Below are 21207 nucleotides of genomic sequence, written 5' to 3' on the forward strand. Positions count from 1 at the left end.
GCATAACTCGTTGATTTGTCGTAAGTCGGTGCACGGCACTCAGTCTGCATCGGCGAGCTTCGTTCGTCCCATATGGATGTGACGAAGTTTCACCAAAAAAAGGAATCAGGCTTCTCATGGGCGAACTGGCCAAAGAAATCCTCCCGGTCAATATCGAAGACGAGCTGAAGCAGTCCTACCTCGACTACGCGATGAGCGTAATTGTCGGGCGGGCACTGCCGGATGCGCGCGATGGCTTGAAGCCCGTGCACCGGCGTGTGCTGTTCGCGATGAGCGAGCTGGGCAACGACTTCAACAAGCCGTACAAGAAATCTGCCCGTGTTGTCGGTGACGTGATCGGTAAGTATCACCCTCACGGTGATACCGCGGTGTACGACACCATCGTTCGGATGGCGCAGCCATTCTCGCTGCGTTACCTGCTGGTTGACGGTCAGGGCAACTTCGGTTCGGTGGACGGCGACAACGCCGCGGCCATGCGATACACCGAAGTGCGCATGACCAAGCTGGCACACGAGCTGCTGGCCGACCTGCACAAAGAAACCGTGGACTGGGTGCCGAACTACGACGGCACCGAAATGATCCCGGCGGTCATGCCGACCCGCATTCCCAACCTGCTGGTCAACGGCTCCAGCGGTATCGCCGTGGGCATGGCGACCAACATCCCGCCGCACAACCTCGGTGAAGTCATCGACGGTTGCCTGGCGCTCATCGACAACCCTGAGCTGACCGTCGATGAGCTGATGCAATACATCCCCGGTCCGGACTTCCCGACCGCCGCGATCATCAATGGTCGCGCCGGCATCATCGAAGCCTACCGCACCGGTCGCGGGCGCATTTACATGCGTGCCCGCTCGATGATCGAAGACATCGACAAGGTAGGTGGCCGTCAGCAGATCGTCATCACCGAACTCCCTTACCAGCTGAACAAGGCCCGTCTGATCGAGAAGATCGCCGAGCTGGTGAAAGAGAAGAAGCTCGAAGGCATCACCGAACTGCGTGACGAGTCCGACAAGGACGGTATGCGCGTCGTGATCGAGCTGCGTCGCGGCGAAGTACCTGAGGTCATCCTCAACAACCTCTACGCCCAGACTCAGCTGCAAGCGGTATTCGGTATCAACATCGTCGCGCTGATCGACGGCCGTCCGCGGATCCTGAACCTCAAGGACCTGCTGGAAGCCTTCGTTCGTCACCGTCGCGAAGTCGTGACCCGTCGTACCGTGTTCGAGCTGCGTAAAGCGCGCGAGCGTGGTCACATTCTGGAAGGTCAAGCGGTTGCCCTGTCGAACATCGACCCGGTCATCGCCCTGATCAAGGCCTCGCCAACGCCGTCGGAAGCCAAGGAAGCGCTGATCAGCACTGCCTGGGAATCCTCCGCGGTGGTCGCGATGGTTGAACGTGCCGGTGCCGATTCTTGCCGTCCAGAGACCCTGGACCCGCAATACGGTCTGCGCGACGGCAAGTACTTCCTGTCGCCAGAGCAGGCGCAAGCCATTCTGGAGCTGCGTCTGCACCGTCTGACCGGTCTGGAGCACGAAAAGCTGCTGGCCGAGTATCAAGAGATCCTCAACCAGATCGGCGAGCTGATCCGCATCCTCAACAGCGCCACGCGCCTGATGGAAGTGATTCGCGAAGAGCTGGAAGTGATCCGTGCCGAATACGGCGATGTGCGCCGCACCGAGATTCTCGATGCCCGTCTCGACCTGACCCTGGGTGACATGATCCCGGAAGAAGAGCGCGTCGTGACTATTTCCCACGGTGGCTACGCCAAGACCCAGCCGTTGGCTGCGTACCAGGCTCAGCGTCGCGGCGGTAAAGGCAAGTCGGCCACCGGCGTCAAGGATGAGGACTATATCGCTCACCTGTTGGTCGCCAACAGCCACACCACGCTGTTGCTGTTCTCCAGCAAAGGTAAAGTGTACTGGCTGAAAACCTACGAAATTCCGGAAGCGTCCCGTGCTGCCCGTGGTCGTCCGCTGGTCAACCTGCTGCCGCTGGACAGTGATGAATACATCACCACCATGCTGCCGGTCGAGGAGTACACCGAAGGTCACTTCATCTTCATGGCCACTGCTAAAGGCACGGTGAAGAAGACCCCGCTGGAATCCTTCAGTCGTCAACGCAGTGTCGGTCTGATCGCGCTGGAGCTGGATGAAGGCGACGTACTGATTTCTGCCGCCATTACCGATGGTGAGCGCGAAGTCATGCTGTTCTCCGACGGCGGCAAGGTCACTCGCTTCAAGGAAACCGACGTTCGCGCCATGGGTCGTACCGCTCGCGGTGTCCGCGGCATGCGTCTGCCGGAAGGCCAGAAGCTGATTTCCATGCTGATCCCGGAAGAAGGCAGCCAGATCCTCACCGCTTCGGCGCGTGGTTTCGGCAAGCGCACTGCGATCACCGAGTTCCCTGAGTACAAGCGTGGCGGTCAGGGCGTTATCGCCATGGTCAGCAACGAGCGTAACGGCCGTCTGGTCGGCGCAGTCCAGGTGCTCGATGGCGAGGAAATCATGCTGATTTCCGACCAGGGTACTTTGGTTCGTACCCGTGTCGACGAAGTGTCCAGCCTGGGTCGTAACACCCAGGGCGTGACCCTGATCAAGCTGGCCAACGATGAAACGCTGGTGGGCCTGGAGCGGGTTCAGGAGCCGTCGGAAGTCGAGGGCGAAGAGCTTGAAGGTGAAGAGGGTGCAGTGTTCGACGGTGAAGTCGTGATCGACGACGTTGCCGACGACCAGCAACTCGACGCTGCCGCCGACGAAGAACCGCAAGAGTAAGCGGGCAAGCAGGGGGCGGATGAAGATTCGCCCCCTTGTTGTTTGTTCTGTTTGAAAATTTGCGACACTGCGCAGGATCGTTCCCACGCTCTGCGTGGGAATGCCGCTCGGGACGCTCCGCGTCCCATGACGCAGAGCGTCATTGGATGCATTCCCACGCAAAGCATGGGAACGATCATCCGCAGACCGAAAGATTTAAGTGACCACCAAATCAGAGCGAGATTGGATGTGAGCAAGAGAGCCTATAACTTCTGTGCCGGCCCTGCGGCGCTTCCCGAAGCTGTCCTGAAGCGCGCCCAGGCTGAACTCCTTGATTGGCATGGCAAGGGCCTGTCGGTCATGGAAATGAGCCATCGCAGCGATGAGTTCGTGTCCATAGCCACCAAGGCCGAGCAGGATCTGCGTGATCTGCTGAATATCCCCTCGAACTATAAAGTGCTGTTTCTGCAAGGTGGCGCGAGCCAGCAATTTGCTCAGATTCCTCTGAACCTGTTGCCGGAAAGCGGCACCGCCGACTATATCGACACCGGTATCTGGTCGCAGAAAGCTATCGAAGAAGCCTCGCGCTACGGCCACGTCAACGTTGCCGCCACCGCCAAGCCTTACGACTATTTCGCTATTCCCGGTCAGAACGAATGGAACCTGTCTGCAGATGCGGCCTACGTTCACTACGCGCCGAACGAAACCATTGGCGGCCTGGAATTCCAATGGATCCCGGAAACCGGTGATGTGCCGCTGGTCGCAGACATGTCCTCGGACATTCTTTCGCGCCCGGTGGACGTCTCGCGCTTCGGCATGATCTACGCCGGCGCCCAGAAAAACATCGGTCCGAGCGGCATCGTCGTGAACATCGTTCGCGAAGACCTGCTGGGTCATGCCCGTTCCATTTGCCCGACCATGCTCAACTACAAGGTCGCGGCCGATAATGGCTCGATGTACAACACTCCACCCACCCTGGCCTGGTACTTGTCCGGTCTGGTGTTCGAGTGGCTGAAAGAGCAGGGTGGCGTCGAAGCCATCGGCAAGCTCAATGACGTGAAGCAGCGCACGCTGTACGACTTCATCGACGCCAGCGGCTTGTATAGCAACCCGATCAACAAGTCGGACCGCTCGTGGATGAACGTGCCGTTCCGTCTGGCCGACGATCGTCTCGACAAGCCGTTCCTGGCCGGTGCCGACGAACGAGGCCTGCTGAACCTCAAAGGCCACCGTTCCGTGGGCGGCATGCGTGCCTCCATCTATAACGCCGTCGATATCGTTGGGGTCAACGCACTGGTTTCGTACATGGCAGAGTTCGAGAAGGAACACGGTTAATGTCTGAGCAAGAACTCAAGGCACTGCGCCTGCGCATTGACGCTCTGGACGAAAAAGTCCTGGAGCTGATCAGTGAGCGCGCACGCTGCGCCCAGGAAGTTGCGCGAGTAAAGATGGCCTCGCTGGCCGAAGGCGAAGTGCCGGTGTTCTATCGTCCTGAGCGTGAGGCTCAGGTGCTCAAGCGCGTGATGGAGCGTAACCAGGGGCCGCTGGGCAACGAAGAGATGGCGCGGCTGTTTCGCGAAATCATGTCCTCGTGCCTGGCGCTCGAGCAGCCGCTGAAAGTGGCTTACCTTGGCCCTGAAGGTACATTCACTCAGGCTGCGGCCATGAAACACTTCGGCCATGCGGTGATCAGCAAGCCGATGGCGGCGATCGACGAAGTGTTCCGTGAAGTGGCGGCCGGCGCGGTGAACTTTGGCGTGGTCCCGGTGGAAAACTCCACCGAGGGCGCGGTCAACCACACCCTCGACAGCTTCCTCGAACACGACATGGTGATCTGTGGCGAAGTCGAGTTGCGGATTCACCATCACCTGTTGGTCGGTGAAAACACCAAGACCGACAGTATCAGCCGCATCTATTCCCACGCTCAGTCCCTGGCCCAGTGCCGCAAGTGGCTGGACGCCCATTACCCGAATGTCGAGCGCGTGGCGGTGTCCAGCAACGCCGAAGCGGCCAAGCGGGTCAAGGGTGAGTGGAACTCGGCGGCGATTGCCGGCGACATGGCGGCAGGCTTGTACGGGTTGACCCGTCTGGCCGAGAAAATCGAGGATCGCCCGGACAACTCCACGCGATTCCTGATGATCGGCAGCCAGGAAGTGCCGCCGACCGGCGACGACAAGACCTCGATCATCGTTTCCATGAGCAACAAACCCGGCGCGCTCCACGAATTGCTGGTGCCGTTCCACGACAATGGCATCGATCTGACACGGATCGAGACCCGTCCGTCGCGCAGTGGTAAATGGACCTACGTGTTCTTCATCGACTTCGTCGGCCACCACCGCGACCCGCTGGTCAAAGGTGTGCTGGAAAAGATCAGTCAGGAAGCGGTGGCACTCAAAGTGCTGGGTTCCTACCCGAAAGCAGTTCTCTAAGGGCGGTAGCAAATGAGTGGCAACTTCCTCGCTCTGGCACAGCCGGGCGTGCAACAACTTTCGCCTTACGTTCCGGGCAAGCCTGTGGACGAACTGGCCCGTGAGCTGGACCTCGATCCGGCCAGCATCGTCAAACTGGCGAGCAACGAGAACCCGTTGGGCGCCAGTCCCAAGGCGCTGGCAGCGATTCGCGAAACGCTGGCCGAGCTGACCCGCTATCCGGATGGCAATGGCTTTGCGCTCAAGACCCTGCTGGCCGAGCAGTGCCGCGTCGAGCTGAGCCAGGTGACGCTGGGCAACGGCTCCAACGACATTCTGGAGCTGGTGGCGCGTGCCTATCTGGCGCCGGGCCTGAACGCGGTGTTCAGCGAGCATGCGTTTGCGGTCTATCCGATCGTGACCCAGGCCGTTGGCGCCCAGGCAAAAGTGATTCCGGCCAAAGATTGGGGGCATGATCTGCCGGCCATGCTGGCCGCGATCGATGCTGATACCCGCGTGGTGTTCATCGCCAACCCGAACAACCCGACCGGGACCTGGTTCGACGCCGAAGCGCTGGATGAATTCCTGCAGGACGTACCGGAGCATGTGCTGGTGGTGCTGGACGAGGCCTACATCGAGTACGCCGAAGGCGGTGACTTGCCGGATGGTCTGGATTATCTGGCGGCCTATCCGAACCTGTTGGTGTCGCGCACCTTCTCCAAGGCCTATGGTCTGGCATCGCTGCGGGTCGGTTACGGCTTGTCCACTGTCGTGGTCGCGGATGTGCTGAATCGCGTGCGGCAGCCGTTCAACGTCAACAGCCTCGCATTGGCCGCTGCTTGCGCGGCGCTGCAAGACACCGATTACCTGGCAGAAAGCCGTCGTCTGAACGAATCCGGCATGCTGCAGCTGGAAGCGGGTTTCCGTGAGTTGGGGCTGAGCTGGATTCCATCCAGAGGCAACTTCATCTGTGTCGATCTGGGTCGCGTTGCTGCTCCGGTATTCCAGGGGTTGCTGCGCGAAGGTGTGATCGTGCGTCCGGTGGCCAACTATGGCATGCCGAACCACCTGCGCATCACCATCGGTTTGCCAGCGGAAAACAGCCGCTTCCTTGAGGCGCTGACCAAGGTTATGGCTCGTGGTTGATGTCACTGCACTGCAATCTGCTGAACCTATGATCGGTCGCCTGGTGGTGGTCGGTCTGGGGTTGATCGGCGGTTCGTTTGCCAAGGGCTTGCGCGAAAGCGGTTTGTGCCGCGAAGTGGTCGGGGTCGATCTCGACCCGCAGTCGCGCAAGCTGGCGGTCGAGTTGGGTGTGGTGGATCGCTGCGAAGAAGACCTGGCCGCGGCTTGCCAGGGCGCTGACGTGATTCAGCTGGCGGTACCGATCCTGGCCATGGAGAAGTTGCTCGCATTGTTGGCGGGCATGGATCTGGGGCAAGCGATTCTGACCGACGTCGGTAGCGCCAAGGGCAATGTGGTGCGCGCGGCGACCGAAGCGTTTGGCGGCATGCCGACGCGTTTCGTGCCGGGGCATCCGATTGCCGGTTCCGAGCAGAGCGGGGTGGAAGCCTCCAATGCCGAACTGTTCCGTCGCCATAAGGTGATTCTGACGCCGCTGGATCAGACTGATCCGGACGCCCTTGCCGTGGTCGACCGGCTGTGGCGCGAATTGGGTGCCGACGTCGAGCACATGCAGGTCGAGCGTCACGACGAAGTGTTGGCGGCAACCAGCCATTTGCCGCACTTGCTGGCGTTCGGTTTGGTCGATTCGTTGGCCAAACGCAATGAAAATCTTGAGATCTTCCGTTACGCTGCGGGCGGTTTCCGCGATTTCACAAGAATCGCCGGTAGCGACCCGGTCATGTGGCACGACATCTTCCTCGCCAACCGCGAAGCTGTCCTGCGCACACTCGATACATTTCGCAGCGACCTCGACGCCTTGCGCGACGCGGTCGATGCAGGGGATGGGCACCAATTATTGGGCGTGTTTACGCGCGCCCGGGTTGCCCGCGAGCATTTCAGTAAAATCCTGGCCCGCCGGGCCTATGTGGACGCTATGAATTCCAACGATCTGATTTTCCTGGCACAACCTGGTGGCCGCCTGACTGGGCGGATTCGTGTACCGGGCGACAAATCGATTTCCCACCGCTCGATCATGCTCGGTTCCCTGGCCGAAGGCGTCACCGAAGTGGAAGGTTTCCTCGAGGGCGAAGACGCCCTGGCGACCTTGCAAGCTTTCCGCGACATGGGCGTGGTCATCGAAGGTCCGCACCACGGTCGTGTGACCATTCACGGCGTCGGTCTGCATGGCCTGAAGCCTGCGCCGGGCCCAATCTATCTGGGCAACTCCGGCACCTCGATGCGTCTGCTGTCTGGCCTGTTGGCTGCGCAGAACTTCGACAGCACCCTGACTGGCGACGCTTCGCTGTCCAAGCGTCCGATGAATCGCGTGGCCAATCCGCTACGTGAAATGGGTGCAGTCATCGAGACCGCCGCTGAAGGCCGTCCACCGATGACCATTCGTGGTGGCAACAAGCTCAAGGGGCTGACTTACACCATGCCGATGGCCAGTGCCCAGGTTAAATCCTGCCTGCTGCTGGCAGGTCTGTACGCCGAAGGCAAGACCACCGTCACCGAGCCGGCCCCGACCCGCGACCACACCGAGCGCATGCTGCGCGGCTTTGGCTACCCGGTGACCGTCAACGGCGCCACCGCCTCGGTCGAGTCCGGCCACAAGTTGACCGCGACCCACATTGAGGTGCCGGGCGATATCTCGTCGTCGGCGTTCTTCCTGGTGGCGGCGTCGATCGCCGAAGGTTCGGAACTGGTGCTTGAGCACGTCGGCATCAACCCGACCCGTACCGGCGTGATCGACATCCTGCGCTTGATGGGCGCTGACATCACCCTGGAAAACCAGCGTGAAGTCGGCGGCGAGCCGGTAGCGGACCTGCGCGTACGGGCAGCTAAACTCAAAGGTATCGAGATCCCTGAGGCACTGGTGCCACTGGCCATCGACGAATTCCCGGTGCTGTTCGTGGCCGCTGCGTGTGCCGAAGGGCGCACCGTGCTGCGTGGCGCCGAAGAGCTGCGCGTGAAGGAGTCGGACCGGATCCAGGTCATGGCGGATGGTTTGCTGGCGTTGGGCGTCAAGTGCGAGCCAACCCCGGATGGCATCATCATCGATGGCGGCCAGATCGGCGGCGGCGAAGTGCACGGTCACGGCGATCACCGGATTGCCATGGCGTTCAGCGTGGCTTCGCTGCGCGCCACCGCACCGATCCGCATCCATGATTGCGCCAACGTTGCGACCTCGTTCCCGAACTTCCTCGCGCTGTGTGCGCAGGTCGGTATCCGTGTTGCACAAGAGGCTCAGTCGTGATCAGCATCGCACCGGTCATCACCATTGATGGGCCAAGCGGCTCTGGCAAGGGTACTGTCGCCGGAATGCTGGCCAAGCGCCTGGGTTGGAACCTGCTGGATTCCGGTGCGCTTTATCGATTGCTGGCTTTCGCGGCGCATAACCATGGCGTCGATCTGACCAATGAGGAATTGCTCAAGAAGCTCGCCGCTCATCTGGATGTGCAATTCATTGCGGCGACCGACGGTCAACTGCAGCGCATTATTCTGGAAGGTGATGAAGTCAGTGATGTCATCCGTACCGAAAGTATCGGCTCGGGTGCCTCGCAGGTCGCGGCGTTGCCCGCCGTTCGTGAGGCGTTGCTGCAGCGCCAGCGGGCCTTTCGAGAATCACCGGGTCTGGTGGCTGATGGCCGCGACATGGGTACGGTGGTATTTCCCGACGCGCCATTGAAGATTTTCCTCACGGCCAGTGCCGAGGAGCGTGCGCGCCGCCGATACTTGCAGTTGAAGGGCAAAGTCGATGGTGTTAGTCTGTCGAGTCTGCTAGATGAGATACGTGCGCGCGATGAGCGTGACACCCAGCGAGCGGTAGCCCCGCTCAAGCCGGCGGCTGACGCCATACAGCTGGATTCCACGGAATTGTCCATCGATCAGGTGCTGGAACGCATCATGAGCGAGATCGCCATTCGCGATATCGCCGGGTGACCAAGAAGCGACCCAGGGGACCAGTCATAGTCCTGCGTTGTTTCTTTAAATGAACGTAACCCACATCGTCTGGGATGTGGAGATGGGCGTATCCTTCGCCCTTATTCAACAGGAATTAAAATGAGCGAAAGCTTTGCGGAACTCTTTGAAGAAAGCCTAAAAACCCTGAACCTTCAGGCAGGCTCCATCATCACCGGTGTTATCGTTGATATCGATTACCAGGCTCGCTGGGTAACCGTTCACGCTGGCCTGAAGTCTGAAGCACTCATCCCGCTTGAGCAGTTCTACAACGACGCTGGCGATCTGACTATCAATGTCGGTGACGAAGTTCACGTTGCTCTGGACTCGGTTGAAGACGGCTTTGGTGAAACCAAGCTGTCCCGTGAAAAAGCCAAGCGCGCTGAATGCTGGATTGTTCTGGAAGCAGCCTTCGCAGCCGAAGAAGTGGTCAAGGGCGTTATCAACGGTAAGGTTAAAGGCGGCTTCACTGTCGACGTTAACGGCATCCGTGCGTTCCTGCCAGGTTCTCTGGTTGACGTCCGTCCAGTGCGCGACACCACGCACCTGGAAGGCAAAGAGCTGGAATTCAAGGTCATCAAACTCGACCAGAAACGCAACAACGTTGTCGTTTCCCGTCGCAGCGTCCTCGAAGCCGAGAACTCCGCCGAGCGTGAAGCTCTGCTGGAATCCCTGCAGGAAGGCCAACAAGTCAAAGGTATCGTCAAGAACCTCACCGATTACGGCGCATTCGTCGATCTGGGTGGCGTCGATGGCCTGCTGCACATTACCGACATGGCTTGGAAGCGTATCAAGCATCCTTCCGAAATCGTCAACGTTGGCGACGAGATCGATGTCAAGGTTCTGAAGTACGATCGCGAGCGCAATCGTGTTTCCCTGGGCCTCAAGCAGCTGGGCGAAGATCCATGGGTCGCTATCAAAGCTCGTTACCCAGAAAGCACTCGCGTTACCGCTCGTGTAACCAACCTGACCGACTACGGCTGCTTCGCTGAGCTGGAAGAAGGCGTTGAAGGTCTGGTGCACGTTTCCGAAATGGACTGGACCAACAAGAACATCCACCCTTCGAAAGTCGTACAAGTCGGCGACGAAGTGGAAGTCATGGTTCTGGACATCGACGAAGAGCGTCGTCGTATCTCCCTCGGCATCAAGCAGTGCAAATCTAACCCATGGGAAGATTTCTCTGGCCAGTTCAACAAGGGCGATAAAATCTCCGGCACCATCAAGTCGATCACCGATTTCGGTATCTTCATTGGTCTGGACGGCGGCATCGACGGTCTGGTTCACCTGTCCGACATCTCCTGGAACGAAGTGGGCGAAGAAGCCGTTCGCCGCTTCAAGAAGGGCGACGAGCTGGACACCGTTATACTGTCGGTTGACCCAGAGCGCGAGCGCATCTCCCTGGGTATCAAGCAACTGGAAAGCGATCCGTTCTCCGAGTACGTTCAAGAGAACGACAAAGGCGCCATCGTTAAAGGCATCGTGAAAGAAGTTGACGCTAAAGGCGCCATCATCACTCTGGCCGACGATATCGAAGCGACTCTGAAAGCCTCTGAAATCAGCCGTGACCGCGTTGAAGACGCGCGCAACGTTCTGAAAGAAGGCGAAGAAGTAGAAGCCAAGATCATCAGCGTTGACCGCAAGAGCCGCGTAATCCAGCTCTCGATCAAGTCGAAAGACGTTGAAGACGAGAAAGAAGCCATCCAGAGCTTGAAAGACAAGCCTTCGGATAGCATCGCTGCTGGTCCTACCACTCTGGGCGACCTGTTGCGTGCACAAATGGAAAAACAGAACTGAGTTCTGTCAGACCATAGAAAAGGGGCGACTTCGGTCGCCCTTTTTTGTGTCTGTGATTTGGTTAATCCCAAGCTTGTTGATGCTGCAATACTTCTTCGTGAAACCAATGATATGCATGAGTTGTCTGTTTCTTTATACAGGTTAATCGTCTATTCAGGGCTAGGCTTAGTCTGAAGTGAACGACCGCTGGGTAATGCTCCCGGCATAAGGAAGTGAATGAACAAGCTCATTGTCGTGATAGCAGTAATGACATTGGCGGGCTGTACCACCAGCGCGAAGACTCATGCGGTGCGTGGCGTCAGTGGCATAGAGATCGATTGTTCGGGATTGGGCTCGGGATGGGAGAGGTGCCACAAGCGAGCGGCCAGGGAGTGCAAGGGCGCAGGTTATAAAGTCGTCGTAAGGTCCGATGATGCGAAGGAGGAGGATGAATTCCCTTTCGGCTTCAATCCCGCGGGTTATCTGACGCGCACCATGCTGGTTATCTGCAGATGAATGTGGGGGTTGAGCGGTGTTCCGGTGCTCTGAAATTGGGCATCTCATTGCCGGGAAATATATGTCAAGAACTCGGGCTGTTCAAATTCCTCCGGGCATGCTAAAACCTTTGAAGCGCTGATCTAGCTGCTTGAAAAAGAAGGGAAAAATATGACGAAGTCGGAGTTGATCGAACGAATTGTCACCCATCAAGGGCTACTCTCATCCAAGGATGTGGAGCTGGCCATCAAGACCATGCTTGAGCAAATGTCCCAATGTCTGGCCACTGGTGATCGAATCGAGATCCGTGGTTTTGGCAGCTTTTCCTTGCACTATCGCGCGCCGCGCGTAGGTCGCAATCCGAAAACCGGTCAGTCCGTCAGTCTCGACGGCAAGTTCGTACCTCATTTCAAACCGGGCAAAGAACTGCGTGATCGCGTGAACGAGGAAGAGGAGGAGGGGTTTTGACAGCTGCTGCACTTCAAGGAGTCGCTGATGCGTAACCTCAAGCGCGTACTTCTCGCTATATTTGTCCTGTTGCTCGTTCTGGCGATCCTGGCGTTCGTTCTTGAGAACCAGCAAGGTGTGTCGCTGTTGTTCCTGGGGTGGTCGGGCCCACAGTTGCCGGTGTCGCTGATCATGGTGATCGCGCTGCTGGTCGGCATGGTGATCGGGCCGATTCTCGGCTGGTTTCTGGGGCGTACATCCAGAGCCTCACGCAAGCGCCTTACCTGATTGTGACAAACCCTTTGTGTGTATCGAATTTGTGTCGCAGCTTGTCCATATCCATTAGTAAAACCTTCATTAAGCTGTAAAATGCTGCGCTTGATCGATAGGGCATTCCCTAATCGGTTCAGACTGACTCTGTCAGAAGCCTCGGCGAACTTGATGGCTTTTGCATTCATGGATTCGACAGTGCGCGGTTGGCGGCCCTGTCAGTAACTTAAGGGTATGGTTTCGCGTGAAAATTCTAGTAACCGGCGGCGCCGGATTTATCGGCTCGGCAGTCATTCGTCATATCATCTCCAGCACTGCCGACTCTGTCGTTAACGTCGATAAACTGACTTATGCCGGTAACCTTGAGTCGCTGGCTGAAGTCAGCCAGAACTCGCGTTACGTGTTCGAGCGCGTCGACATCTGCGACCGTGATCAAGTGGACCGTGTCCTGCGTGAGCATCAACCGGATGCCATCATGCACCTGGCCGCAGAGTCCCACGTTGACCGCTCGATCTCCGGTCCGTCTGAATTCATCCAGACCAATATCATCGGTACTTACACCTTGCTGGAAGCTGCACGCCATTATTGGGCTGCACTGGATGATGCGCGTAAAGCCAACTTCCGCTTCCACCATATTTCCACCGACGAAGTCTACGGAGACCTCGAAGGTCCGGAAGACCTCTTCACCGAAACCACGCCGTATCAGCCAAGCTCGCCGTACTCGGCCAGCAAGGCCAGTTCCGATCACCTGGTTCGCGCCTGGGCTCGTACTTACGGCCTGCCGACCCTGGTCACCAATTGCTCGAACAACTATGGCCCATGCCATTTCCCTGAGAAGTTGATCCCGCTGATCATTCTCAATGCGCTGGAAGGCAAGCCGCTGCCGGTCTACGGCAAAGGTAACCAGGTCCGTGATTGGCTTTACGTCGAAGACCATGCCCGTGCACTGTACAAAGTCGTGACCGAAGGCGTGATCGGCGAGACCTACAACATCGGCGGCCATAATGAGAAGCAAAACATCGAAGTGGTGCATACCCTTTGCGCACTGCTCGACGAACTGCGTCCAGACTCCGCTCATCGTCCACACGCCAGCCTGATCACCTACGTTCAGGATCGCCCGGGCCACGACCAGCGTTACGCGATCGACGCCAGCAAAATCCAGCGCGAGCTGGGTTGGACGCCGGAAGAGACCTTTGAAACCGGCATCCGCAAGACCGTCGAGTGGTACCTCAACAACACTGAGTGGGTGGCTCACGTGAAGAGCGGTAGCTACCAGCAATGGATCGACCAGAACTACGCGGATCGTTCGGACAACGCATGAAAATCCTCCTGTTGGGAAAAAACGGCCAGGTAGGCTGGGAGCTACAGCGCTCCCTGGCACCGCTTGGCGAGTTGATCGCCCTGGACCGTCACTCGGTCGATGGTTTGAGCGGCGACCTGTCTGACCTTGATGCCTTGCGTGCGACGATTCGTCAGGTCAAGCCCGATGTCATCGTCAACGCTGCGGCCTACACTGCGGTCGATAAAGCTGAATCCGAGACTGAGCTGGCCGACCGCGTGAACGGTCAAGCCAGCCGGGTCATGGCTGAAGAGGCTGCATCCCTGGGTGCCTGGCTGATTCACTATTCGACCGACTACGTGTTCAGCGGTGAAGGCTTGAAACCATGGCAAGAGGCAGATGCTGTCGCCCCGGTGAATCACTACGGCGCCAGCAAACTGGCCGGCGAGCAAGCGATTACTACCTCGGGCTGCAAGCACCTGATCTTCCGTACCAGCTGGGTCTATGGCGCGCGCGGCAACAACTTTGCCAAGACCATGCTGCGTCTGGCCAAGGACCGCGACACCCTGAGCGTCATCGCCGACCAGATAGGCGCCCCGACCGGCGCAGATTTGATTGCCGATGTGACGGCGCTGGCCATTCAGCAAGTCATGCAGCGTCCTGCACTGGCGGGCCTGTATCACCTGGCAGCTGCTGGCGAAGTGTCCTGGCACGGCTATGCCAGTCATGTGATTGGTTTTGCCAAGGCCAGCGGTGAAGAACTCGCCGTCACGGCGATCAATCCGATAGACACAACCGCCTACCCAACACCGGCGCGTCGCCCTCTGAATTCCCGGTTGAATACTCAGAAGCTGCGCGACAATTTTTCTCTACACTTGCCGGATTGGCAAAGTGGTGTCACCCGAATGCTTAGGGAAGTTCTGAATAAATGACCACGACAAATCGTAAAGGCATCATCCTCGCTGGTGGTTCGGGCACTCGTCTGCACCCGTTGACCCTCGGTGTGTCCAAGCAGATGCTGCCGATCTACGACAAGCCGATGATCTTCTATCCGCTGTCGGTGCTGATGCTCGCCGGTATGCGCGAAATCCTGATTATCTCCACCCCTGAAGACTTGCCGTGCTTCCGTAAGTTGTTGGGTGACGGCAGCCTGTACGGCATCAAGCTGACGTATGCCGAGCAGCCTAGTCCGGACGGCTTGGCACAAGCCTTCATCATTGGCGAAGAATTCATTGGCAAGGATCCTTGCTGCCTGATCCTGGGCGACAACATCTTTTACGGTCAGCACTTCTCGGACAACCTGCGTTCCGCCAGTGCTCAAGAGCACGGTGCGACTGTATTTGGTTACCACGTGTCGGATCCGGAGCGTTTCGGTGTGGTTGAGTTCGACGCTTCCGGCCGTGCCTTGAGCATCGAGGAAAAGCCGCTGAAGCCTAAATCCAGCTATGCGGTGACTGGCTTGTACTTCTACGACAACCAGGTCGTCGAGATCGCCAAGAACATCAAGCCATCCGAACGTGGCGAGCTGGAAATCACTGACGTTAACCGCGCGTACCTTGAGCAGAAAGCCCTCAACGTTGAAATGCTCGGCCGAGGCTTCGCCTGGCTGGATACCGGTACCCATGATTCACTGCTGGAAGCCAGTCACTTCGTGCATACCATTGAGCAGCGCCAAGGCCTGAAAGTGGCGTGCCTCGAAGAGATCGCCTATCACAATGGCTGGATCACAGCCGAGCAGTTGAGTACTCAGGCTGATGCCCTGAAGAAGACGGGCTACGGTCAGTATCTACAGAAACTCCTGGACTCGCCTTCCCACTGATTCGACGGCTCAAACCTTTCGAACAGTAGCGATTAACCGGTCCAGGCAGGAATGGCATGCCAGTAAAACATCCCAAGGTTGCAGTTTTGCTGGCTGCCTACAATGGCATGCAGTGGATCGAGGAGCAGTTGGCCTCGATCCTCAGTCAGTCAGCTGTCGACGTAACCGTTCATATCAGTATCGACCCTTCCACCGATGGTACCGAGGCTTGGTGCGCGGCTTATGCCGCCCGGCACCCAAGCGTTATCGTGCTGCCCGCTGCTGGCACATTCGGTGGTGCTTCTCGCAATTTCTTCAGGTTGATCCGCGATGTTGATTTTGATGAGTACGAGTTTGTCGCCTTTGCCGATCAGGATGACGTATGGCACGCGGATAAGCTTCAGCGCGCGACCGATGCGATTCAGGCTCGTAAGGTAGATGCCTACTCCAGCAACGTCACCGCTTTTTGGTCGAACGGCAGGACACAGTTGCTGGACAAGGCCCAACCTCAGGTTGCCTGGGACTTCTTGTTTGAAGCGGCTGGGCCAGGTTGCACGTATGTGATGAGCCAGAAAATGGTGGTGCTTTTAAAGGCGTCCATGTTGGTTAATTGGGCTGGCTTGCAAGGTGTCAGTTTGCATGACTGGTACTTCTATGCCTTTGCGCGCAGCCGTGGCTTCAAGTGGTTTATCGACCCGCAGCCGTCCATGCAATATCGCCAACATGAGCGAAATCAGGTTGGGGCCAACACGGGTCTCAGTCCTTTGATTGCACGCTACAAGACGATTCATGACGGCTGGTGGTTCTCCCAGGTCCGGCTAATTGCATGTCAGGTAGGACTGGATGCTGATCCTTTCGTTCGGCGTTGGCTACGTCTGGGGCGCAGGCAGTTATTGAGGCTCTCTTTAAGTGCCTGGAAGTGTCGCCGGCGCGCGCGGGATAAAGTGTTCTTCTTTTTGATTTGTTGGACTACTGCATTGATCGGAAGTAAATCCAAATGAGCGGTCCGCGGGTTTTAGTGACAGGCGCGACGGGGTTTGTCGGCGAGGCCGTGGTCTTCAGGTTGTTGCTCGATAAGAAGTTCACTCCCGTCGCCGCTGTTCGCGCAAGCACACGATTGAGCGGTTTGTGCCGGGTCGTTCCCTTCGATCTCGATCTCGATCTGCCGACTGCTCTGCCTGTACTGGAGGGCGTTGCTGTCGTCATTCATTGTGCGGCCAGAGTGCACGTCATGAGCGAAACGGCTGTGGACAGCCTCGCAGCGTTTCGTAAAGCCAACGTCGAGGGGACTGTCCGGCTGGCCAGGCGTGCGGCGGAGTCCGGCGTGAAACGTTTTATTTTTATCAGCTCGATCAAGGTGAATGGCGAAAGTACAGGTCGCAACATGCCTTTCAAGGCGACGGATTTGCCTGCGCCAATCGATCCTTATGGGGTGTCCAAGCACGAGGCAGAGATTGCGTTACGGCAAATCAGCCTGGAAACCGGGATGGAGGTTGTTGTTATCCGTCCGCCTCTCGTTTACGGGCCGGGTGTCAAAGCCAATTTCCTCAGCATGATGCGTTGGCTGGATCGCGGCGTGCCTTTGCCATTGGGCGCCATTGATAATCAGCGCAGTCTGGTTGCACTCGGAAATCTCACGGACCTCGTGGTGGCCTGCATCGACAGCCCTGCCGCCGCCGGTCAGGTCTTTCTGGTTAGCGATGGCGAAGACCTGTCCACTACCCAGTTGCTGCGCCGTATGGCGTTTGCGTTGGGCAAAGTCGCGAGACTGCTGCCAGTGCCCGTGGGGTTGTTGAGAGTGGTGGCCTCGATGATGGGCAAGTCAGGGGTTGTCGAGCGGTTGTGTGGTTCTTTGCAGGTGGATATCCGGCACACGCGTGAGGTGCTTGGGTGGCATCCGCCTGTCAGTGCAGAAAGGGCTTTGCGTCAGGCGGCCGATCATTATCGGGATAAACAGACAAGATGATTTTTGCGTTATTGGTGGTGGTGTTTGCCGTTTCATGGGGGTTGACCCGGGTTTTGCGCCGGTATGCCTTGTCCCGAAGCCTCATGGATATTCCGAACGAGCGTAGTGCTCATTCGGTTCCCACGCCTCGCGGTGGCGGCGTATCAATCGTTGTCGCTTTTTTGCTCGCGCTTCCGGTCCTGTCGTTGTTGGGGGTGTTGCCCCTGCCTGCGCTGATGGCATTGGTTGGGGCGGGCGTTCTGATTGCGGTGATTGGTTTTGCCGACGACCATGGCCATATCGCTGCGAGGTGGCGGTTGCTGGGGCACTTTATCGCGGCGGCCTGGGTGTTGTTCTGGCTCAATGGGCTCGCACCCATTGCTTTGTTGGGCGTTTCGCTGGATCTGGGGTGGGTCGGTTCCATCCTCGGGGCGATTTATCTGGTCTGGATGCTCAATCTCTATAACTTCATGGACGGCATCGATGGTTTGGCAAGCGTTGAAGCCATCACCGTGTGCCTGGGAATATGTCTGGTTTATGGGGTTGCTGGCACGGCTGAGTTGGTATGGGCGCCGTTGATGCTGGTTGTGGCCGTTGCAGGTTTCCTGTGCTGGAATTTTCCACCTGCCCGGATCTTCATGGGCGATGCGGGGAGCGGCTTTCTCGGCATCATTCTCGGAGCAATGGCGCTTCAGGCGGCCTGGAGCAAGCCGGAACTGATCTGGAGCTGGTTGATTCTGCTGGGGGTTTTTATTGTCGATGCGACATGGACGCTCGTTCGGCGCCTGATCGGCGGAGATAAGGTGTATCAGGCCCATAGCAGCCATGCCTATCAGAAAGCGGCACGTCGTTGGGGTCATAAAGCGGTGACGATAAGTGTGGCAGTCATCAATGTTGTTTTTCTGCTGCCGCTTTCGATCCTGGTTGTACTCGGTCATTTGAATGTCGTGGCGGGGATATTTGTGGCGTACGCTCCGCTTGTTTGTTTGGCTTATCTGTTCAAGGCGGGCAGGTCATAAGTTCGAATCAAATTGACTTTGCTTCATAGGAGTTTCTGGTTTGCTCATTCGGTGGTGACAAGCTTGGATGCAACCATCCGTCAGTCCTTTGTGCTGGTGTGTCGCAGGGCGGTGAATGGGGGGGGATCTGGCTGGCGATCGTTTTGCAGCTCGCCGTATTCAATTTAGTACGTTTGACGCAAGTCATGCGTCTTCTCACGAATATCGTCCAGAATGCCCTGCATCAAAAAAAAGCCCCGCGAATCGGTGTGTTCGGTAGAATACGCGGTTATGACTCGCGTCCAGATTGAGCTTGCGCTGCATGGGCGGACCTTCCGATTCACGTCGTGAGCGCGGTGCCGCGGGCCTGTATTTATGTATGGGCGCGGGTTGCTATGCCTCTTTTTCATCTTTTTTTGTTTTATTTATTGGCCGGTCTGTTTGTTGCTGCATTGACCGAAGGGCGGGGAAGTGTTCAGAGATGGGAAGTCTTATGGATAGACGTCAGATAAACGTGGGCTGGTGCGTTGCCTCACTGTCGCTCGACATGGCCAGCGTGCGCTACCGGGCATTGCTTCCTTTGTTGGCACTTGAAGCGCAAGGCTTTATCTGCAGTCTGTTTACCAGTCAAGGCCCTGTCAATCTTGAAAGTCTTGATGCCCTTGTCATCGTCAAGGCTTTTTCTGTTGAAAGTCTGGCTTTGGTTCAGCGTGCCCGAGCGCTGAACATACCCGTCATCATCGATTTATGTGACAACATTTTTGTGCCTGGTTATGGAAAGAGGCCGTTGGGCGCGCATGGTGAAATGTTCACCAGAATGGCCCTGCTCGCAACTGCCGTTGTGACAACCACCGAACCTTTGTCAGACGTCATAAAGGCCCACGTGCCGGGCGTTGTCGTGCACGTCATTCCCGATGGCCTGGCTTCGGAAACGGTAACGGATGCAGGCAGCGAGCTCATCGAAGACGCCAGGGCGATTGAAAAATCCATGGCTTCATCCTTGTGGTGCAGCCGATTGAAGAAGTTGTCGAATGAAATCAAGGATTCAGGCGTCATCTACACGCTCAAGCACTTGCTGAGCATGTTCAAGCTCTTGCTGGAAAAGCAACTGCAACGCGCCAGGAAAAAGCGTGGCAGGGATGGTTCGATCGCGACGGTCAAGGCCATTCCGGGAGTGCTCTTGCGCCCGCTCCGGAAACACGTTGCCCGCTTCAAAAAGGCATCGGTCGTCGCCGCTCCCGCGATCACACCCGCCATTTCAAATGCGCCAGCCTGTGATCCGTCGAAAACTATGTATTTACTATGGTTCGGTAATCACGGCGCCGATTACGCCGACTTCGGCATGCTGGACTTGCTTCTCATCCAGGATGCACTGGAAGCAATCGCGCTGGAATATCCGGTTGAGCTTGTGGTGATCAGCAACAATGCTGCCAAGTACGAGCGCTTTATCAAGCCGATGGCAATTGCATCACGCTATGTGGAGTGGTCGATCAACGTTGTAGACGATTGGATGGCTGTTTCACGGGTTGTTCTGATCCCCAACTCTTGCGATCCATTCAGCGTCTGCAAGTCCGCCAATCGAACGGTTCATGCCCTGACCCAAGGCATTCCTGTCGTCGCTACCGCAACGCCTGCACTGTCGCCGCTGGCTGGCAGCATCATGACCGGTGATTTTTTACAGGGACTGCGTCGTTATCTGTCGAGCACCGAAAATGGTCGCAAGGACGTAGCACTCGCCAGGACGCTGATCGAGCAGCACTTCAGCTCTACTGTCATTGGCTCTCTGTGGCGGGATGCGCTGCAATCAGCCATCGCTCAACGCTCCGGCGCAGCAGAAGTCCACGAAGCGGAGGCCCTCGTGGTACTGCACCTAGTCCAGGATCTGGATCTTGCGCTGCCCATCATTCTTGAACTCAAACAGCGCGAGATAGCAGTGCAAGTGGTGTGCAGCCACGCATTGCTCAAGGCTTCTCCGCGAGTAATGAAAACCCTGTCACTTCATCAGATCAATATCCGGGTGGTGTCAGCCGACGAGCCATTGGCTGGATTCTGCTTCGATTCCCGGACCAGAGCGCTGCTGACGGTGTCGGAAACCAATCTCAGTCCTCATCTATTCAGTCGCACGCTTACCGAAGCGGCGAAGGCCGCCGGCATCATGACCGCGACCTTGCAACATGGGCTCGAGAATGTGGGGTTGACCTACAGCGACAAGATCCATTCGATAGACCGGATCAATTTCGCCGCCGACAGGATCTACCTTTGGGGCGGGCTGGACACGTTGCACGCAGATATCAGCGCAGCCACTCGCGCAAAATGCGTTGCGATAGGTTGCTCCAAGGTTGGCCGGGATGAACGCGCCGATCTGGATGCGTTGATCGCTCCCGAGGCCTGTGTGATCGGTGTCTTCGAAAACCTGCACTGGCATCGGTACTCTGAAGAGTATCGACAATTTTTTCTTGAGGGAGTGACCGCACTGGCGGAGCAATTCCCTTCTGTCACCTTTTTGATCAAGCCTCATCATGCGGGCCTGTGGCTGACTTCCCGTTACAAAGGAGACAAGCCCGTCGGCTCGAACCTGATCATCGCTGATCCCAAGCAGGCTGAATGGGAGCGTTATACCGCTGGCGGCCTGTTGGGTCGAATGAAAGCGGTCATTACCAGCCCCTCTACCGTGGCCCTAGATGCTGCAGCGCGGGGGTTGCCGGTTGCGGTGGTCAAGGGAGATCTCGACACTGAAACCTATGCCCCACTTTATACCATCGAGCAGATGGCGAACTGGTCCGCGTTCATCGAACGCGTTCTGGATGAAAGCCAAGCGCCAGAGCTCAAGCATCTTTCCGAGTGCTTTGTAAACCGTATGGTTTTGGAAGGCGATGCCGCCGCCCGATTGGTTGACGACTTGCTCTCTACGTCAATTCTTAATGAAGTCAGTTCTTGAAGGTAGCAGCCGATGCGCAT

At 57.5% G+C, this 21207-nt stretch carries 17 protein-coding genes; all 17 read left to right on the forward strand.

What is annotated here, in order from left to right:
* The first annotated feature begins 116 nt into the window (after positions 1-116).
* The 17 genes from gyrA (at position 117) to AACY49_RS23440 (ending at position 21187) form a co-directional block, all read left to right on the forward strand.
* Complete coding sequence (gene gyrA / locus AACY49_RS23360) at positions 117-2771, forward strand: DNA gyrase subunit A (RefSeq protein ID WP_339526715.1); 2655 nt, start codon at positions 117-119, stop codon at positions 2769-2771.
* Between the two features lie 228 nt (positions 2772-2999).
* Positions 3000-4085 carry a 3-phosphoserine/phosphohydroxythreonine transaminase gene (gene serC, locus AACY49_RS23365; RefSeq protein ID WP_339526717.1) on the forward strand — a complete coding sequence of 362 codons (1086 nt, stop codon included), beginning with the start codon at positions 3000-3002 and terminating at the stop codon, positions 4083-4085.
* The gene (gene pheA, locus AACY49_RS23370) at positions 4085-5179 is read left to right on the forward strand and encodes a prephenate dehydratase (RefSeq protein WP_007899727.1); all 1095 of its coding nucleotides are present in this window, start codon (positions 4085-4087) and stop codon (positions 5177-5179) included. Before serC ends, pheA begins: the two co-directional genes overlap by 1 nt.
* A gap of 12 nt (positions 5180-5191) precedes the next feature.
* Positions 5192-6304, forward strand: coding sequence for a histidinol-phosphate transaminase (gene hisC, locus AACY49_RS23375; RefSeq protein ID WP_339526719.1), 1113 nt, complete (start codon positions 5192-5194; stop codon positions 6302-6304).
* Positions 6305-6332: 28 nt separating this feature from the next.
* Complete coding sequence (locus tag AACY49_RS23380; RefSeq protein ID WP_339526759.1) at positions 6333-8540, forward strand: bifunctional prephenate dehydrogenase/3-phosphoshikimate 1-carboxyvinyltransferase; 2208 nt, start codon at positions 6333-6335, stop codon at positions 8538-8540.
* Complete coding sequence (gene cmk / locus AACY49_RS23385; protein ID WP_258699690.1) at positions 8537-9226, forward strand: (d)CMP kinase; 690 nt, start codon at positions 8537-8539, stop codon at positions 9224-9226. Before AACY49_RS23380 ends, cmk begins: the two co-directional genes overlap by 4 nt.
* A 120-nt stretch (positions 9227-9346) precedes the next feature.
* Positions 9347-11038 carry a 30S ribosomal protein S1 gene (gene rpsA / locus AACY49_RS23390; protein WP_258699691.1) on the forward strand — a complete coding sequence of 564 codons (1692 nt, stop codon included), beginning with the start codon at positions 9347-9349 and terminating at the stop codon, positions 11036-11038.
* Positions 11039-11254: 216 nt separating this feature from the next.
* On the forward strand, positions 11255-11533 hold the full coding sequence (locus AACY49_RS23395; RefSeq protein ID WP_258699692.1) for a hypothetical protein: 279 nt from the start codon (positions 11255-11257) through the stop codon (positions 11531-11533).
* A 150-nt stretch (positions 11534-11683) separates the two neighbouring features.
* Positions 11684-11980, forward strand: coding sequence for an integration host factor subunit beta (gene ihfB, locus AACY49_RS23400; protein WP_020299643.1), 297 nt, complete (start codon positions 11684-11686; stop codon positions 11978-11980).
* Between the two features lie 27 nt (positions 11981-12007).
* Entirely contained in the window at positions 12008-12247 is a 240-nt protein-coding gene (locus tag AACY49_RS23405) for a LapA family protein (protein WP_258699693.1), read from the forward strand.
* A gap of 226 nt (positions 12248-12473) precedes the next feature.
* Positions 12474-13550, forward strand: coding sequence for a dTDP-glucose 4,6-dehydratase (gene rfbB / locus AACY49_RS23410; protein WP_258699694.1), 1077 nt, complete (start codon positions 12474-12476; stop codon positions 13548-13550).
* Positions 13547-14440, forward strand: a complete 894-nt coding sequence (gene rfbD / locus AACY49_RS23415; RefSeq protein ID WP_339526724.1) for a dTDP-4-dehydrorhamnose reductase — start codon at positions 13547-13549, stop codon at positions 14438-14440. The genes rfbB and rfbD overlap by 4 nt, the downstream gene beginning before the upstream one ends.
* Positions 14437-15327 (forward strand): glucose-1-phosphate thymidylyltransferase RfbA, encoded by an 891-nt coding sequence (gene rfbA / locus AACY49_RS23420; RefSeq protein ID WP_339526726.1) that lies wholly within the window; start codon positions 14437-14439, stop codon positions 15325-15327. Before rfbD ends, rfbA begins: the two co-directional genes overlap by 4 nt.
* Positions 15328-15383: 56 nt before the next feature.
* Positions 15384-16307, forward strand: coding sequence for a glycosyltransferase (locus AACY49_RS23425; protein WP_339526728.1), 924 nt, complete (start codon positions 15384-15386; stop codon positions 16305-16307).
* On the forward strand, positions 16304-17272 hold the full coding sequence (locus AACY49_RS23430) for a UDP-glucose 4-epimerase family protein (protein ID WP_339526730.1): 969 nt from the start codon (positions 16304-16306) through the stop codon (positions 17270-17272). The genes AACY49_RS23425 and AACY49_RS23430 overlap by 4 nt, the downstream gene beginning before the upstream one ends.
* A complete protein-coding gene (locus tag AACY49_RS23435) occupies positions 17269-18270 on the forward strand; it encodes an MraY family glycosyltransferase (RefSeq protein WP_339526732.1) in 1002 nt (333 codons plus the stop codon). The genes AACY49_RS23430 and AACY49_RS23435 overlap by 4 nt, the downstream gene beginning before the upstream one ends.
* 472 nt (positions 18271-18742) lie before the next feature.
* Complete coding sequence (locus AACY49_RS23440) at positions 18743-21187, forward strand: glycosyltransferase (RefSeq protein WP_339526734.1); 2445 nt, start codon at positions 18743-18745, stop codon at positions 21185-21187.
* The last annotated feature ends 20 nt before the right edge of the window (positions 21188-21207 follow it).

Source organism: Pseudomonas sp. EL_65y_Pfl2_R96 (assembly GCF_963970905.1).
Lineage (GTDB): Bacteria > Pseudomonadota > Gammaproteobacteria > Pseudomonadales > Pseudomonadaceae > Aquipseudomonas.

What these genes read in the sequence shown, in the direction of transcription:
- AACY49_RS23405 (WP_258699693.1), top strand. Translation starts at nt 12,008, where the DNA reads ATGCGTAACCTCAAGCGCGTACTTCTCGCTATATTTGTCCTGTTGCTC.
- AACY49_RS23380 (WP_339526759.1), top strand. Translation starts at nt 6,333, where the DNA reads ATGATCGGTCGCCTGGTGGTGGTCGGTCTGGGGTTGATCGGCGGTTCG.
- gyrA (WP_339526715.1), top strand. Translation starts at nt 117, where the DNA reads ATGGGCGAACTGGCCAAAGAAATCCTCCCGGTCAATATCGAAGACGAG.
- hisC (WP_339526719.1), top strand. Translation starts at nt 5,192, where the DNA reads ATGAGTGGCAACTTCCTCGCTCTGGCACAGCCGGGCGTGCAACAACTT.
- AACY49_RS23440 (WP_339526734.1), top strand. Translation starts at nt 18,743, where the DNA reads ATGGATAGACGTCAGATAAACGTGGGCTGGTGCGTTGCCTCACTGTCG.
- ihfB (WP_020299643.1), top strand. Translation starts at nt 11,684, where the DNA reads ATGACGAAGTCGGAGTTGATCGAACGAATTGTCACCCATCAAGGGCTA.
- rfbA (WP_339526726.1), top strand. Translation starts at nt 14,437, where the DNA reads ATGACCACGACAAATCGTAAAGGCATCATCCTCGCTGGTGGTTCGGGC.
- AACY49_RS23435 (WP_339526732.1), top strand. Translation starts at nt 17,269, where the DNA reads ATGATTTTTGCGTTATTGGTGGTGGTGTTTGCCGTTTCATGGGGGTTG.
- AACY49_RS23430 (WP_339526730.1), top strand. Translation starts at nt 16,304, where the DNA reads ATGAGCGGTCCGCGGGTTTTAGTGACAGGCGCGACGGGGTTTGTCGGC.
- rfbD (WP_339526724.1), top strand. Translation starts at nt 13,547, where the DNA reads ATGAAAATCCTCCTGTTGGGAAAAAACGGCCAGGTAGGCTGGGAGCTA.
- rpsA (WP_258699691.1), top strand. Translation starts at nt 9,347, where the DNA reads ATGAGCGAAAGCTTTGCGGAACTCTTTGAAGAAAGCCTAAAAACCCTG.
- AACY49_RS23425 (WP_339526728.1), top strand. Translation starts at nt 15,384, where the DNA reads ATGCCAGTAAAACATCCCAAGGTTGCAGTTTTGCTGGCTGCCTACAAT.
- AACY49_RS23395 (WP_258699692.1), top strand. Translation starts at nt 11,255, where the DNA reads ATGAACAAGCTCATTGTCGTGATAGCAGTAATGACATTGGCGGGCTGT.
- pheA (WP_007899727.1), top strand. Translation starts at nt 4,085, where the DNA reads ATGTCTGAGCAAGAACTCAAGGCACTGCGCCTGCGCATTGACGCTCTG.